Source organism: Domibacillus mangrovi (genome assembly GCF_001906925.1).
In the GTDB taxonomy this organism is placed as follows: Bacteria; Bacillota; Bacilli; order Bacillales; family Domibacillaceae; genus Domibacillus; species Domibacillus mangrovi.
On sequence record NZ_MRWQ01000015.1, the window covers coordinates 1 to 15,571 of the forward strand.

The following is a 15,571-nucleotide window of genomic DNA, read 5'->3' on the forward strand; positions in this document are numbered from 1 at the left end:
CCAATGTGTTCAATTCCTTTTCGGTGTAGATTCATAGCACCAATACGGTCATCGTTTGATTGGTATTGGCAATTTTTACACTTGAATAGGTGTAGTTTTTTATTGCGATTTGCTTTCTCAATATGTCCACACTTAGGGCAAGTTTGAGATGTATATTTTGGGTCTACGACAATTACTTTTTGTCCGTTCAATTCAGCTTTATATTCAAGCATTTGACGGAATTGGTAGAAAGCCCAAGACACAGAAACATAACGATTTTTTACTCGTACTTTTTCAGTCGCAGAACGAACACCTGTTAAATCTTCTAAAACAAACATCGTACCTCTAGGGTATTGATCAACGAGTGCCTTTGTAATCTGATGGTTCACATCCGTTACATAACGGTTTTCTCTTGAACCCATTTGTTTTAGTTTCTTACGAGCAGACGGTGTTTGTCGCCTTTGCAACTGCTTACGAATCACTTTAAATACGCCACGTTTATGTTTTACAAGATTTCCGCTGTAGAAAGTGGTTTTCCCTTGACTGTCATAAGCAGTCGCAAGAAAGTTAATACCTAAATCAATACCAACGATATTGTTTACATTGGCTAAATCTAACGATTGGTACTCTTTTGTCATCGGGATATGCAAGAACCATTTTTTGTGCTTATGCACCAATTTAGCCGTGCCAAATTTCCAAGTACCATTAAAATATTTCGTCATAGCCTTACGCTCATAATGTAGTTTCAGACGACCATCAAGTGTATTTACACTAAATTGATGTTTAGTGAGCGAATAATCCCGATTCCAAACAAGGTCATATTCAAAACGTTTAAATGCAATTAAAGTCCATTCGTGGTGATTAGATTTAGCTGACTTGTATCTTGCAATTACGGTTTTCATAACGGATTGAGCCATTTGACTTTTCAACCCAAATTGATGTCGCAAGTCAGAATAATACAAGTCATTTAATTTTGCTTGACTGATTTTTGGTTTCAAAAATAAGGTTTGATAACCAATTACAAGCTTTACGATAAGTATTCATTGTTATATGTAGACTTTCAGCTTGTTCTTTAGAAACGTAGAGTTGTATTTTCGCCGTTATAGTAGGCATTATATTCACCACCTTTCACTAATTATAGTATAGCGTAATTTTAGTGAGAATGGGAAATTCAAACACAGAAAGGAGTAGGTGAGGTGGGGGTATCCTTGCCGAATAAAGATGAAATTTTCGAAAAAAGAAGGGATATGTACACCATGATGAAGTGCGTTGAATAAGGTATGAGAGAAGTGAAAAATTATAGGGAGGCTTTTATCTTGGACGATCATCATGTACATCCTGAAGACGAGTTTGAATTGCCAGCCCAACAGGATTATCCGGATTATGGGGGCTTTGATGAGTACGCAATCGAAGTACAGCAACCGTATCATCAACCGAGACCGCCTTATCCACACCACCCGTATCCATATCCATACCCGAGACCAAGACCGCCGTATTCACCGTACTTTCCATTCTTCCCTTATCCGCCGTACTATCCATATTATCCGAGATATAGAGATGATCGACATGATCATGATGGAAGAAACGGACATTGGAATCACGATTAATGAATAATAGCTGTAATGAAAGGACTGCCGGTATTTTCTAGGCAGTCCTTTGTGCATGCGAGAGAATCCCCGCTACAATAAGTAAAGTATTGATATAATTATGATTAACTTATAGCAAAAAAGGAGGCTGTTTAAATGAGTGAACAATTTAACGCATTAATGGTTGATAAAACGGAAAATGATTTTTCGGTTAACGTCAAAAAATTGACAGTAGATGATTTGCCACATGCGGAGGTTCTCATTAAAGTGGCGTATTCCGGTGTTAATTACAAAGATGGACTAGCCAGCATACCAAATGGAAAAATCGTTCAATCGTATCCAATGGTTCCAGGAATTGACCTAGCGGGCGTCGTTGTCTCATCGGAAGATCCCCGTTTTCGTAAAGGCGATGAAGTGATTGCGACAAGCTATGAAATCGGCGTATCTCATTTTGGGGGATATAGTGAATATGCTCGAATCCCTGCTGATTGGATTGTCCCTTTGCCAAAAGGGCTTTCGTTAAAAGAAGCCATGATTTTTGGTACAGCCGGGTTTACAGCGGCTTTATCTGTGCAGCGGCTAGAAGATAACGGACTATCACCTGATAAAGGAAAGGTGCTTGTGACGGGTGCAACGGGAGGGGTAGGCAGTCTCGCCGTATCGATGTTAGCAGGGCGGGGCTATGACGTTGTAGCAAGTACGGGGAAAAAAGAGGAAAAAGAGTATTTGTTCAAACTCGGAGCAAAAGAAATCATCTCCCGCGATGACGTGTATAACGGACAGGTGAAAGCGTTGGATAAAAAACAATGGGCGGGTGCAGTTGATCCCGTTGGCGGTGATACGTTAGCGGCTATTTTAAGCAAAATAAGTGATCAAGGGTCTGTTGCTGTGAGCGGGTTAACAGGTGGAACGAGTGTCCCAACGAGTGTCTTTCCGTTTATTCTGCGCGGTGTGAATTTACTCGGAATTGATTCCGTGCATTGCAGAATGGAAACACGGCAGGCAATTTGGAGCCGTTTGGCGACAGATTTAAAACCGGATGATCTTTCAACATTTGTTTATAAAGAAGTTTCACTTAAAGAGTTGCCTGACTTGTTTCCGACTATTTTAAAAGGCAAAATGCGGGGCCGGGTTATTGTTCAATTATAAAAAGTTTCGCTTATAAAGAGTTGTCCGGGTCATGTATTCTTTGACTTTTCGGACGGCTCTTTTTACGTGAAAAACAGTTGATTATTTTCAAATTGAATATTATTATCAAAAATGATAACATAGGGAAACGAAGAGGTGGTTTGGATGAAACATTCGAAGATGAAACTGATTTTACATCCGGTGCGGATGAAGATTATTCAGTCACTTGTAAATGGCCGGAAATTAACCGTCCAGCAATTAACAGAACGGATAAAAGATATTCCACAGGCGACGCTTTACCGGCATATGAACACACTGCTTGAAGCGGAATTCATTGAAGTTGTGCAGGAAAATCAAATTCGGGGAACGGTGGAAAAAGTATTTGCGTTAAAAGAGCAAAAGCCTGAGACACAAGAAGAATTTTTGAATTGGTCGAAAGAAGAACATATCGAATTGTTCTTTATGTTCACGACACAGCTTCTTGGATTGTATGAAAACTATTTGAATAAGGGCAATGTGGACTTAGTGAAAGACGGAGTGGGATACAGAATCGCAAATCTGCATGTGACGGATGAAGAATACGTGGAACTCGTTCAAAAAATGGGTGCACTCATTGGGGAAGCCTCATTAAATGAACCATCTTCTGAGCGAAAAGTGAAAAATTTGGCCACGATTATTATTCCAGAATAGGAGGTTTTCATATGATTGAAAAAGAGATTTTGATCCATCCATTGATTTCCGGCACACTTGCCCTTCCAGACGATAAAGATACGTATCCGGCTGTTCTTTTGCTGGCAGGATCGGGCCCGATTGACCGTGACGGGAATGACCGAAAAGGTAAATATCAAACGAATTTATATAAAGAACTTGCCCATTTTATGACGGGGTTAGGGTTTGTAACATTGCGGTATGATAAACACGGCACCGGCAAACGGAATGGTAATTGGATGGAAGCGGGGTTGTCTGATTTAGCGACTGATGCGAAGACAGCCATGCTATTTTTGCGTGAACACCCGAATGTTGATCCGGAAAAAGTGATTGTATGCGGTCATAGTGAAGGAACGATTTTAGCGACAATACTTGCTGAAACGATGAATCCGTCCGGCTGTATGTTTCTTTCCGGCGGTGTGGATAATTTAATGGAAGCACTTCACCATCAGCGCCAGTTCGCCTATAAAGAATTGTTTGCAAAGCCCGGGTTGAAAGGCTGGATTAACCGGACATTAAAAATAGACGTGAGAAATGAAAAGCAGTATGCGAAATTGTTAGAGAAAATGAAGCGGTCAGACCGTGACACGATTAAAATTCAGTTGTTTTTTAGACAGCCTGCAAAATGGTTTCGAGAACATGATGCCTACGATACGAGGCGCGCATTGAAAAACGTCACGTGTCCAGTGTTTGCCATGCATGGCGATAAAGATCCGCTTTTAGAAAGTCACGTATTACAGGAACTTGACCGTCTTGTACAGGGAAAAAGCCAATACTATATTATTTCCAACATGGAACATGGCCTGCGTGTTCAAACTGAGCCGCGAAGCATTTTAAGCATGAAAAAAATGTTCAAAGACATACTAAATCGACCTCTGCATGAAGAGGGACTTAAGACAATCGAGACATGGCTCATCGATCATATTAAAACAGATCCTTCACAAAAAGGATAAGACAGTATAAAAAGATGGAGAAGTCATCCATTCTCCATCTTTCATAGAACTCAAATTTACGGTGAAAAGTGTAGATTACTTATTTCCAGAATAGCCGTTTTTCCGAGCAGCCGCTTCATCTTCAATTTCATTGCGCATACTTGCAATGCTTTCTTTGCGGCGTTCGTTTTTCGCTTTAATGGCTGCCTGTTCTTTCCCCTCAGCAAACACCATTGTTTCTTCAGCCGCTTCGATATTTCCAATCGTGTTTTGCACCATGTCCCGAAGTTTTTCTACGTTATCTGACCGATCATCCGGTTTTGGGTTTTTATGCGTCATTGATGTACCTCCTTCTTTTTTTAAGACAACAAGTGATAACTTCTCCATTTAAAATAATCTTATTCGTTCCTTTTTTTAAAAGAGACGGGAACAGTGCAACTCTCGTTTCTTCAGCCATATAATCGCTTATGGTTGCGCTCATAACGTGCGTGCATTAAAGTAAAAGCAATACATATTGGAGGAAAATTGATGCAATTATTGGAGTATGCGCTTGTGTTTATTGCGGCAGCGATTCCTTGGATGGAGATTGCGCTTGTTATTCCAGTCGGGATTGTGCGTGGCTTGTCGCCATACTGGGTTATGTTTCTCGGGTTCACAGGCAATATGTTAACGGTGCTTATGCTTATTTTCGGCTATAAGAAAGTGGAAGAATGGGTAAAGAATAAGCTTCAAAAAACCGGAAAAACCCAGTTGAAGCAGACGGAACGGGCACGAGCCATTATGAATAAATATGGTCTGCCGGGACTGGCGCTGCTCGGACCGATTTTTATCGGTACGCACATCGCCGCCTTTATTGGCCTTTCGTTCGGAGTGGATAAAAAATGGACAATACTATGGCTGACGATTAGTATCGGCCTCTGGACACTTATTTTCGGTATTGGGACAATGCTTGGGTTTGACTTTTTCTTAAAACAAACAGAAGGATGATGAACATGTTAAAGTTGCTTACATCTCATGTGTCTGTGCGCAAATATAAAAATGAACCGATCTCAGATGAAACACTTCACGATTTAATTGAAGCAGCACAACACGCGGCTACATCCCATTTTGTGCAAGCGTATTCGATTGTGGACGTGACGGATCTGGACAAACGGGAGAGACTTGCAGAGCTTTCAAGAAATCCGATTCAAATGTTAGGAGCAGCACGTGCGCTCGTTTTTTGTGCGGACTTAAAACGACTTGATTATGCGGTGAAAAAACATGGGAAAACCATTGAAGCAGACACGACAGAAAATTTTATGGTATCGATCATTGATACGGCGCTTCTTGCCCAAAATTTCGTCATCGCAGCGGAGTCAAAAGGCTATGGCATTTGCTATATTGGCGGTGTGCGAAACAATCCAGAGCCGATCAGTGAACTGCTAGGGTTGCCTGATTATGTTATTCCATTATTCGGTTTAACACTCGGGGTACCGGATGAAGCAAACGAAGTGAAACCGCGTCTTCCAGTTGAAGCGGTTTTACATACAAATGAATATAATGAAACGAAATACGATGGGATTTTGTCAGAGTACGACGATGTCATTCGCGCTTATTATGCGAATCGTTCAACGAACAATAAGTCAGGGGGCTGGACAGAAGGCATGGCGGATTACTTATCTAAACCGCGCCGCGCACACATGATGGACTTTGTGAAATCAAAAGGCTTTTTGCAAAAGTGACCGGAGGAATGAAGATGAATAAACAAATTCAGCAGTGGATTGATATGGTGCAAGATAAATTTGGTTTAGGGTCCTTTACCCGCTATACAACGACAACAACGTATGAGAAAAATGATATAAACGAGACAGATTATACACTTACGATGGAATGGCTGCCGCCTGGTTTTGAAGACCAGACGGAAGAAGACTTAAATCCGGAAGGCACGGCGGTGGTTGAAATCGATGTAAGAACAGGTCGGCTTAAAACGGCGATTTTTTCCGGTGGAAAAGCGCCGCAGCGTGGTCTTGCTTTTTTAACGGGTGATAAAGAAGAAGTGATTCGCTGGATTGAGCAGGAGACGGGCTGGACGTACGGCGAACAGTTTATTGATGCTGAATCGACGCACACCTTTTCATTTCAAACAGCGTACAAAGGTACTCCCCTTTCTCCAGAAGGATTCATTCATGTGTCGCTTGATGGGGAGAAAAAACTCACGTTTTACTCCAAACAAGGCTGTGTATCAAAACAGGTGAAGGAAGAAGAATTCACATTGACACTCGGAAATATGGAAACAATCGCTTATACCCGTTTAACGTTTTGTGAGGTGCCGTCAAAAGAGGAAGAAAAATGGCTGCCCGTATACATGATTGACGAACAATTTATTTCAAATACAACGGGTGAACCGATTGAAGATGACAGAATGGTGCTCGAATGGAAAACGAAGAAGAACATGAAAGTAAAACGAAAACTTATTCAATTTGCGCCTGCACCGATTGATACAGAGACCATTTTTCACTTACCGGCTCATCCGGACACAAAACAGATCACAAAAAAAGGACGCAGCAAAGTGATCGAGAATAGTGTACGGTTCCTTCAAAGCTATTCGCCGAAAGAAAGCGGACAATGGGTACTGACGGATATGAAGCGGACAAACGGAATGATCGAAGTGGGGCTCATGAACAAAACAGACATAACGGTTGTTCCACGGACATGGAAGCTCTTTTTCAATAAAGACTCATATGATGTTATCCACTATCAGGATAATAATTGGATGCATGATCAATTTGCGGAGTATGAAAAAGCAGAAAAAGCATCCATGTCAAAAGAAGAAGCGTTTAAAAAAATCAAACCTTATTTACAATTGAAACCGGTGTATGTATACGATGGTGAAACGTATCGATTATGTGGACAAATTGATTGCCGATCGGCCATTCATGCGGCAAGCGGAGAGGTTATTCACTTCGATTGATGAATGATCATTTTGTATAGCCGCTCAAAAAAGCGCTTGTTTTTTCAAAATAGCCCGTCTATAGTTAATGGGTAAAAACAACTGTAAAGACAGGAGTAAACAAGATGGCAGAAAAGACTATTTCACAGAAGAAGCTGCTCGGCGTGGCAGGTCTCGGCTGGATGTTTGATGCGATGGATGTCGGGATGCTGTCGTTTGTTATTGCAGCATTGAAAGCAGACTGGGATTTAACACCGCAGCAAATGGGCTGGATCGGCAGTGTGAATTCGATTGGGATGGCGGTCGGTGCGCTTGTGTTCGGGGTATTCGCGGACCGCGTTGGCCGGAAAAATATATTCATCATTACGTTGCTCATGTTTTCACTCGCGAGCGGCTTGTCCGCCCTTACGACGACGCTTGCTGCTTTTTTAATTTTACGTTTTTTTGTCGGAATGGGGCTTGGAGGCGAGCTGCCAGTGGCGTCAACGCTCGTATCGGAAAGTGTGTCAGCGAAAGACCGCGGGAGAGTGGTCGTGTTGCTTGAAAGTTTTTGGGCATTTGGTTGGCTGCTGGCAGCGGTTATTTCTTATTTCGTCATACCAACATATGGATGGCAAGCAGCACTTGTCATCGGGGCTGTGCCGGCATTTTATGCGTTGTATTTGCGGTTAAAGCTGCCGGATTCGCCAGCATTTTCACCGGCTAAAGCAGAAAAACGGACCATTGGCCAAAATATGCGCGACGTCTGGTCGAAAAAGTATTCGCGTTCGACGCTCGTTTTATGGGTCGTCTGGTTTACGGTCGTATTTTCCTATTATGGAATGTTTCTTTGGCTGCCAAGTGTCATGGTTATAAAAGGGTTCAGCATGATTCAAAGCTTTGAATATGTGCTCATCATGACGTTGGCGCAGCTGCCAGGTTATTTTAGCGCTGCCTGGCTTATTGAACGGGCTGGACGAAAGTTTGTTTTAGTGACGTATTTGCTCGGAACGGCCGCTTCAGCACTCGTGTTTGGAAATGCGGAGTCGACGTCGATTTTGATCGTGTCAGGGATGTTATTGTCCTTCTTTAACCTTGGTGCATGGGGTGCGCTATATGCGTACACGCCGGAGCAATATCCGGCGGTCATTCGCGGGACAGGCACAGGAATGGCGGCGGCAGTTGGCCGAATCGGTGGAATTTTAGGTCCGCTTCTCGTTGGATCACTCGTTGCGTCCGGCCAGTCGATCGGCTTTATTTTCGGCTTATTTTGCGCCAGTATTGTCATCGGTGTCATCGTACTCGCAACACTTGGGCGGGAAACGAAACAAGTGGAACTGGAGTAGAATGTAAAGAAGCTGAGTAAACAAACCGTACGTAAACGAAATACATCGACAGCCACTTCGCTTTCAGCGGGGTGGTTGTTAATTTAAATGGAACAATGTCGGGGAAAGAAGTACAATGACCGTAAGAAAAAGGAAGAAAGAAGGCGGTAGTATGTTTACCATTATTGGATGTTTCGTATTGCTCGTTGTATTTGCCGTATCTATGATGAACCGGTCAAAAAGGGAGTAAGTACGGCATAGGGATATCTCTTTTTCGTCCAGTATAATTCATTCGAAGGGGAATTTGGTCATGATTAAATTCATTGTACTCGGTCTATGCGTTTTAGTTGTTTTCTTTGTCGTCATCGGCACAGCTTTATATTTCACCCTTTAATGAAATCGTAATGTGATTTAATCCATCTGTTATACGCATGTAATCGCGAGCGGGTATACTAGCCTCAAGAGAAATGCGAAAGGGGCATATGCGAAATTGGAGTTCTTTCTCATCATGTTTATCACATTCATTCTTGCGATAGCGATAGCCAGCGGCGGACTTCACCTATTGTTTAAACAAATCAATCATTACTTTAATCAACAGAGATAAACAAAACCCGCCAGGACATAATGATCCGGCGGGTTTTGTTATGCAAGAAAAGCGACATAAAACATCAAGAAGAAAGCGAGTGCGAAAATAAGGACAAAAGCGATGCGCTGTTGTTTTTTTGCTTTTTTCATAAATACATCTTCAAATGTCATAAAAATAGCGATGACAGCGATTAAAAGCGCAAACCGGCTCCAGCCGTCAGGGTAGGCCATAATGCCGTAAACAAGCGCAAAAATAATCAGTACAATCCGGTAGATAAGCCGGAATTTCGATGAAGTCAAACGATCACGTCCTTTTCGTTTTCGTTAATGGTAATCAATTTATTCAGTGAGGATAGCGGAACGCAGACTAAGATCGTCACGTCCTGTGACAACGTCTGCATGATTCACATCCTGTGAACCTAACCTCCCCACTGAATGAAGTTTCACTTTATCAATGATGATCATTATAGCATTATTTAAGAGGAAATTGACCGGATTGAAACGATTGCTAGTGAACGATTCGTACTTGGGAAACCACTTTCCTTAAAAATTCAAATGTGCGACACAGGTAACATGCTGCGCGGCGTCTGCACATACTTTCAGTTACTGTCTGTTTTCCGGTAGTGATGGAATAAATATTCAACGTCTGGACATCATGCTAAAGAATCCAAATGAGACGGAGGATAAGGCATGAAAAAAGGATGGTTGATCTTTACTGGTTTTTTGTCTATTGTCATGATAAGTGGCTGTCAAACGCTGCCGGTCGGGAGTATGTCGAAGCCATCGGTGAGCGCTCAAGTGATGAATTCAGCTGGTGAAATCATTGGCGAAGCCGTTTTTACTGAAACAAAAAAAGGAGTGAAGATTCATGTGACGGCCGAAAAGTTGGAACCGGGAACGAAAGCCATTCACATACATGAAACCGGTAAGTGTGATCCGCCTGATTTTAAATCAGCCGGCGGCCACTTTAATCCAACAGGCAAAGAACATGGTTTTCATAACCCGAAAGGCTTTCACGCAGGTGATTTGCCGAATATAAAGGTGCCACAGTCGGGGAAAGTGGACGTGACGACCGTGGCACCGGGCGTTAAGCTTAGGACAGATTCATTGCTTGATGCAGATGGCAGTGCGCTCATTATTCATGAAAAAGCCGATGACTACAAAACAGATCCAGCCGGAAACGCCGGGAATCGAATTGCCTGCGCATCCATTCAAGAAGCTTGAAGAGGTTTTCTCTCTTCAAGCTTTTTTTACTCTAATTTCACCTGCATGTAGTATAAAATAAGGAATGAAAGGAAGTGAACCGGAATGAATATTTTGCTTGCGGAAGATGATGTGCAGCTTGGTGAATTAATCTGTTTTATGTTGAAAAAGAAAGGCGGATATAAAGTGGATTGGGTAAAGGGAGGGGAAGATGCGTATGATTATGCGCAAGCGGCGTATTATGATGTGCTTATTTTGGACTGGATGATGCCGAATGGCAACGGGGTTGATGTGTGCCGCGATTTGCGCCGTGACGGGTATCCAGGTGCGATTTTAATGTTGACAGCAAAAGATGCGGTAGAAGACCGGATTACAGGACTTGATTCGGGAGCAGACGATTATCTTGTCAAGCCGTTTGAAATTGATGAATTACTTGCTCGAATCAGGGCATTGACGCGCCGAAATTATGCACCGATCATTGAAGAAACGGTATCTATTCAAGGGATTGAGCTAAACCGGAACAGCCAGATGATCCATAAAAGTGAGGAGTTTATTCAGTTAAGTCCACGCGAATTTCAGCTCCTTGATTTGCTCGTGCAAAATAAAGGGCACGTGTTAACACGGGATGTAATGTTAGACCGTATTTGGGGATATGATACGGATGTGACGATGAAAACGATTGATGCGACCGTGAAGCTTTTACGTAAAAAACTGGACGTGTTTGGATCGCAAGACATTATTCAAAGCATAAGAGGAGTCGGTTATAAAGTTGAAGAATAAGTTCTTTAAACGCGGCGATCCAGATTTATTTAAAGGCACGCAAACAAGGTTAACCATGCAGTATAGCGGCTTGCTTCTCCTGTTTCTCCTGTTATTTGTCGTTGTCGTTTATACACTTCTTTACGTGGTGATTTTGCGTGATCAGCATCGTGAATTAGAAAGTTTGACCCGTCAGGAAACACGAATTATTAGCGAATATTTAGCTGAAAGTACCCGTAATGAATTATGGGGACTTAGCAGCCAGGAGCTCGTACTCGCCGGTGTGGATCAGTTTTTTTACTATGTAGTTGATTCAAAAGGCCATTTTGTCATGGGCAGTGAAACGATGCCGCACATGAGGAAGGAACTTCTAGCCCTTGTCGAAGGATGGGTGCCAAAGAGAAATCAAATTCGTGAAGAAACGCTGAATGTAACGTTTGAGGAACGCAGGTTTGACAGTGAACAGATTGATCACCGGCCTGCTTCCGTTCATGTACGGCTCATGATTGACGGCAGTCCGATTTTTTATAAAAACCAGTTTATTGGCATGGTTTATATTGGAAAAGACGTGTCGTTTGCGTATAAGCTGTTTGACCGGCTGTTGATCTTGCTTCTCGGTCTAGCCGTTTTGTTTGCGGGTGTGGCAATTTTGATAAGCTACATGATGTCGAAAAAAGCGATGGAGCCAATTTCAGCGGCTTTTAATCGGCAGAAAGAGTTTGTTGGTGATGCATCCCATGAATTGCGTACGCCGCTTAGCGTCATGTTGTCATCGATTGATGCGATGGAGATGACCGACGGTGCCATAGAAGATCCATTTGCGGGGAAACTATTAAAAAACATGAAGTTGGAAGTGAAACGGATGACTGGTCTTGTGAGCGATTTGCTCGTACTGGCAAGGGCGGATTCTGGTACGGTTAACCGGTCGTATGAATCGATTGATTTATATGTTGAGGCGAGAAATGTGATTGAATCATTGATGCCTCATGCCGAAGCCAATCACATTGCGCTTCATTTTCATGCACAGGATGACATGAATGTGACCGGAGACAGAGAGCGAATCAAGCAGCTTTTATATATATTACTAGATAATGCGGTGAAGTATTCGCCAGACGGCGGCCATGTGGCGTTGACGTTGTCAAAAGAAGAGCGTGAGTGGAGAATATCCGTAAAAGATGAAGGCATCGGCATTCATCCTGACGAGCAGGCCCGTATCTTTGACCGTTTTTACCGATCCGATAAATCAAGAACACGAGCACTTGGCGGACACGGGCTCGGTTTATCAATTGCGAAGTGGATTGTTGATATTCATAAGGGGACGATCAGCGTCGAAAGTGAACTGAATAAAGGAAGTATCTTTACGGTGAATATTCCACTAGATCAAGCAGTCTCAAAAGCGAGAAAGTAATCAGCTTTTGAGACCGCTTTTTGTTATGGCGGGATTTTCGAAACTCATAGCGGGAAAGTCCTGAAATTAGGGGGTTTTCCGCTGTTGTAGCATAAAATCCTGCCGTAAACAGAAATGTTTAAAGTCATGTTCTCGTTTCACTGTGTTTTCACTTTTCTTTTTTACAATGATGTTAGATCAAATGAGATGAATAAAAGGAGCGGGTGAAGATGGAAACGGAAGAACGATATACAGCAAGGGAGAAAAAAGAAAGAGGATTTATAAAAATGGCTGCGGCTTCGCTGACAGGTGTTTTAGCGGGCGGGACGATGATGTTTTATTTATCGCCAGTCCTAATGAATACAACAACGAATCCAGCAGAAAAGGATTCAGCAAGCAGCGTTATTGTACAGCCAACATCAACAGCGTCATCCTCTACGAATCTCGTTAGCGCCATTGATGCAATTGATGAAGCTGTCGTCGGAGTGATCAATTTGCAGGCGCAGGAACAGATAAATATGTTCGGAGGGCCTGCTGTGGAAACATCGAATGGAGAAGCAGAAGAAACGGAAAGAGGTACAGGTTCCGGAGTGATTTTTAAAAAAGGAGAAAAGACGAGCTACATCGTCACGAATAATCATGTCATTGAAGGAGCCGATACGGTAGAAGTGGCGCTTACAGGCGGTGAGCGTGTAGACGCTAAAGTCATTGGAGCAGACCCATTAACCGATTTAGCTGTTCTTGAGATTTCAAGCTCGTACGTAACGGAAGTGGCCGATTTTGGGGATTCAAGTGCGTTGAAACTGGGCGAACAAGTCGCAGCGATCGGCAATCCGCTCGGTCTTGATTTATCAAGCACGGTCACAGAAGGCATTGTGAGCGGGATCAATCGGATGGTGCCGGTGACGACATCCGCTGGTGAATGGGAACTAAATGTCATTCAAACGGATGCTGCGATCAATCCGGGGAACAGCGGTGGAGCACTAATAAATAGCGCGGGCCAGGTGATTGGCATTAACAGCTTGAAAATTGCTGAATCGGGTGTAGAAGGACTGGGATTTGCGATTCCAACTGAAGATGCGATTCCAGTCATTAAAGAACTAATGGACAAAGGCGAAGTACAGCGTGCGTATCTTGGTGTTGGTCTTGAAGATGTGAATGCTTTACGGAGAAACGTGTTACAGCAGCAGTTAAACCTGCCTGCAACTGTGACGGAAGGAACCGTGATTACGCAAGTAGAAACAGGATCAGCGGCTGATTCAGCTGGGTTTGAATTGGGCGATGTGATCGTATCAGTGAATGGTACGGCTGTGAGCGGGACGGCTGAATTTCGCAAATATTTATATAATGAAGCGTCGATTGGCGATAAAGTGACGATTGAGATTTACCGTAACGGCGTATCTCAAAAGATTCACTTAACATTACGTGCACAAATAAAGTGATTTTCACTATAATTTCACCAATTATGGTTAAAGTAGGTAACGTAACATCCCAATACACATGTAGGAGGAAAACGAATGAAGAAAAACAAGTTGGTCCATTACATTATGACAGGCACCTTGTCACTCGGCGTATTAGGTGCTGCTGGTTTACCGGCACTGGCCGCAAGTGATACGGCCGCAGGCGATGCGACGCAGGAAAAAGTGGACACAATCATGGATACACTTCGCACAAAACTCGCCGATCTTGGTGTGAACTTGCCAGAGAAGGGCGCAAAGGGTGATCGATTCGCTCATTTAGATGCTGAAACGAAAGCGAAAGCAGAAGCTATTATGGAAGAGAGAAAAGCAGGTACGATCACAGAAGATGAAGCGAAAACAAAGCTGGAAGCACTCGGGATAACACGTCCAGATCATAAAGAGAAAGGCGATCGATTCGCCAATCTAGATGCTGAAACGAAAGCGAAAGCAAAAGCGATTATGGAAGAACAGCGTGCCGGCACAATTACACATGAAGAAGCAAAGGAGCAACTCGCAGAACTAGGCATTGAACGTCCTAAACGTGGGGGCAAAGGCGGCCCTGGCGGTGATATATTGAAAGGTTTAGATGAAAAGACAAAAGAGGAAGCAAAAGCATTAATGGACCAAGCAAAAGAAGACCTCTCTGCACTCGGTGTTGACAACGTACCCTTTCATTAAGAATGAACAAAAAGTCCCGGCTAACGGGGCTTTTTTTCGTTCCAGTGAAGAGACTTGTTATCTGTTAAAATCGGGTTCATTTGGAAGGAGGACATGGACATGTAAGCAAAACATGTAAAAACTATTTCTTAAAGATAGTTAGACGAACTATACAGAGAATTCAAGAATTCATACTATGAAGTATACCAGTTAAGTTCGCTGGTTGTTTTAAACTAAATAAAATGAAAGGAAGGGGAAGATTGTATTGAGTGAAGAGCATTGCAAGCATGGTGAAGACAAGCATCGCAAGAACTGTGAACGCTGTAAACATGAAAAAAGGGAAAGGGAGGATAAAGACCGGATGAATCAAGACGATTTGAAAGCATTTCGTTATGATGAGCCACGTAATATGCCTTTGGATCGTCCTTTAAGAACGGTTCTTTTCGAAGAGGAAAATGTACTAGCTAAAATTAAGTTTTGTCCGAAACATGACCGTAAAGACAAATGTAGTCATGATGTAGTCTGGTTAGCTGCTACAGTGGGATGGAGAGTAGTAGATCCAGCCCCTACAACTGGTCTAGTACTAGAATTCAAAATTAGAAAAGGTTCTAGAAATGGAGATGTGATATTTGTTACAAGACAGGGTGTAGGGGAAGATACTAACGAACTAAATGCCCAAACAACAACCTTTATCCATGTAGATTCTTTGTTGAAAAACAAATTTACTACTTGTGACGGCGATAACGATAAAACAAGATATTACTTAACTGCAGAAGTGATTGCAGATGAAGCGGATGATGTAGCTTTAATTGTTGGTCCTGTCGTATTTACAGCGGCTCAAATTGGCTGACAATCTTTAAATCAAATAGACGAAACAGGCTCACTCTCTGTATGTTTAAGGGAGCGAGTCTTTTTTTGTTTCATCAAGAAGATAAATGCTGTATTTTAAAGCTC

Annotated in this window: 16 protein-coding genes and 1 pseudogene; 14 read left to right on the forward strand and 3 right to left on the reverse strand. The window is 42.6% G+C overall.

Annotated elements, in window-relative coordinates:
- Positions 1-1,092 (reverse strand): annotated as a pseudogene (locus BLL40_RS14335) (RNA-guided endonuclease InsQ/TnpB family protein); the annotation flags it as partial.
- 203 nt (positions 1,093-1,295) lie between these two features.
- Here BLL40_RS14335 and BLL40_RS17640 point away from each other — a divergent pair.
- The 4 genes from BLL40_RS17640 to BLL40_RS14355 all read left to right on the forward strand — a co-directional run bounded on the left by BLL40_RS17640 (position 1,296) and on the right by BLL40_RS14355 (position 4,354).
- The gene (locus tag BLL40_RS17640) at positions 1,296-1,586 is read left to right on the forward strand and encodes a hypothetical protein (RefSeq protein ID WP_216820189.1); all 291 of its coding nucleotides are present in this window, start codon (positions 1,296-1,298) and stop codon (positions 1,584-1,586) included.
- Between the two features lie 135 nt (positions 1,587-1,721).
- Entirely contained in the window at positions 1,722-2,714 is a 993-nt protein-coding gene (locus tag BLL40_RS14345) for an NADPH:quinone oxidoreductase family protein (protein WP_073712553.1), read from the forward strand.
- Positions 2,715-2,858: 144 nt separating this feature from the next.
- Positions 2,859-3,383: a helix-turn-helix domain-containing protein gene (locus BLL40_RS14350; protein ID WP_073712554.1), complete on the forward strand. Its 525-nt coding sequence runs from the start codon at positions 2,859-2,861 to the stop codon at positions 3,381-3,383.
- A gap of 11 nt (positions 3,384-3,394) precedes the next feature.
- Positions 3,395-4,354 (forward strand): alpha/beta hydrolase family protein, encoded by a 960-nt coding sequence (locus BLL40_RS14355; protein ID WP_073712555.1) that lies wholly within the window; start codon positions 3,395-3,397, stop codon positions 4,352-4,354.
- Positions 4,355-4,429: 75 nt separating this feature from the next.
- On the opposite strand, the gene tlp is transcribed toward BLL40_RS14355, so the two are convergent.
- Positions 4,430-4,672 carry a small acid-soluble spore protein Tlp gene (gene tlp / locus BLL40_RS14360; protein WP_073712556.1) on the reverse strand — a complete coding sequence of 81 codons (243 nt, stop codon included), beginning with the start codon at positions 4,670-4,672 and terminating at the stop codon, positions 4,430-4,432.
- A gap of 189 nt (positions 4,673-4,861) precedes the next feature.
- Here tlp and BLL40_RS14365 point away from each other — a divergent pair, with 189 nt between their 5' ends.
- The 4 genes from BLL40_RS14365 (at position 4,862) to BLL40_RS14380 (ending at position 8,587) form a co-directional block, all read left to right on the forward strand.
- Complete coding sequence (locus BLL40_RS14365) at positions 4,862-5,320, forward strand: small multi-drug export protein (RefSeq protein ID WP_073712557.1); 459 nt, start codon at positions 4,862-4,864, stop codon at positions 5,318-5,320.
- Positions 5,321-5,325: 5 nt separating this feature from the next.
- Positions 5,326-6,054 (forward strand): oxygen-insensitive NADPH nitroreductase, encoded by a 729-nt coding sequence (gene nfsA / locus BLL40_RS14370; RefSeq protein ID WP_143180127.1) that lies wholly within the window; start codon positions 5,326-5,328, stop codon positions 6,052-6,054.
- 14 nt (positions 6,055-6,068) lie between these two features.
- Positions 6,069-7,283 carry a hypothetical protein gene (locus BLL40_RS14375; RefSeq protein ID WP_073712559.1) on the forward strand — a complete coding sequence of 405 codons (1,215 nt, stop codon included), beginning with the start codon at positions 6,069-6,071 and terminating at the stop codon, positions 7,281-7,283.
- A gap of 104 nt (positions 7,284-7,387) precedes the next feature.
- Positions 7,388-8,587 carry an MFS transporter gene (locus BLL40_RS14380; RefSeq protein WP_073712560.1) on the forward strand — a complete coding sequence of 400 codons (1,200 nt, stop codon included), beginning with the start codon at positions 7,388-7,390 and terminating at the stop codon, positions 8,585-8,587.
- A gap of 621 nt (positions 8,588-9,208) precedes the next feature.
- Here the strand turns inward: BLL40_RS14380 and BLL40_RS14385 are convergent.
- Positions 9,209-9,451, reverse strand: coding sequence for a hypothetical protein (locus BLL40_RS14385; protein ID WP_073712561.1), 243 nt, complete (start codon positions 9,449-9,451; stop codon positions 9,209-9,211).
- A 390-nt stretch (positions 9,452-9,841) separates the two neighbouring features.
- Here BLL40_RS14385 and BLL40_RS14390 point away from each other — a divergent pair, with 390 nt between their 5' ends.
- From BLL40_RS14390 to BLL40_RS14415, 6 genes are all read left to right on the forward strand, one after another.
- The gene (locus BLL40_RS14390) at positions 9,842-10,375 is read left to right on the forward strand and encodes a superoxide dismutase family protein (protein ID WP_073712562.1); all 534 of its coding nucleotides are present in this window, start codon (positions 9,842-9,844) and stop codon (positions 10,373-10,375) included.
- An 84-nt stretch (positions 10,376-10,459) separates the two neighbouring features.
- On the forward strand, positions 10,460-11,134 hold the full coding sequence (locus BLL40_RS14395) for a response regulator (protein WP_073712563.1): 675 nt from the start codon (positions 10,460-10,462) through the stop codon (positions 11,132-11,134).
- The gene (locus tag BLL40_RS14400) at positions 11,124-12,521 is read left to right on the forward strand and encodes a sensor histidine kinase (RefSeq protein ID WP_073712564.1); all 1,398 of its coding nucleotides are present in this window, start codon (positions 11,124-11,126) and stop codon (positions 12,519-12,521) included. The genes BLL40_RS14395 and BLL40_RS14400 overlap by 11 nt, the downstream gene beginning before the upstream one ends.
- A 209-nt stretch (positions 12,522-12,730) precedes the next feature.
- Entirely contained in the window at positions 12,731-13,942 is a 1,212-nt protein-coding gene (locus tag BLL40_RS14405) for a S1C family serine protease (protein WP_073712565.1), read from the forward strand.
- Positions 13,943-14,017: 75 nt separating this feature from the next.
- Complete coding sequence (locus BLL40_RS14410) at positions 14,018-14,638, forward strand: hypothetical protein (RefSeq protein ID WP_073712566.1); 621 nt, start codon at positions 14,018-14,020, stop codon at positions 14,636-14,638.
- 244 nt (positions 14,639-14,882) lie between these two features.
- Positions 14,883-15,467 carry a hypothetical protein gene (locus tag BLL40_RS14415; protein ID WP_073712567.1) on the forward strand — a complete coding sequence of 195 codons (585 nt, stop codon included), beginning with the start codon at positions 14,883-14,885 and terminating at the stop codon, positions 15,465-15,467.
- The last annotated feature ends 104 nt before the right edge of the window (positions 15,468-15,571 follow it).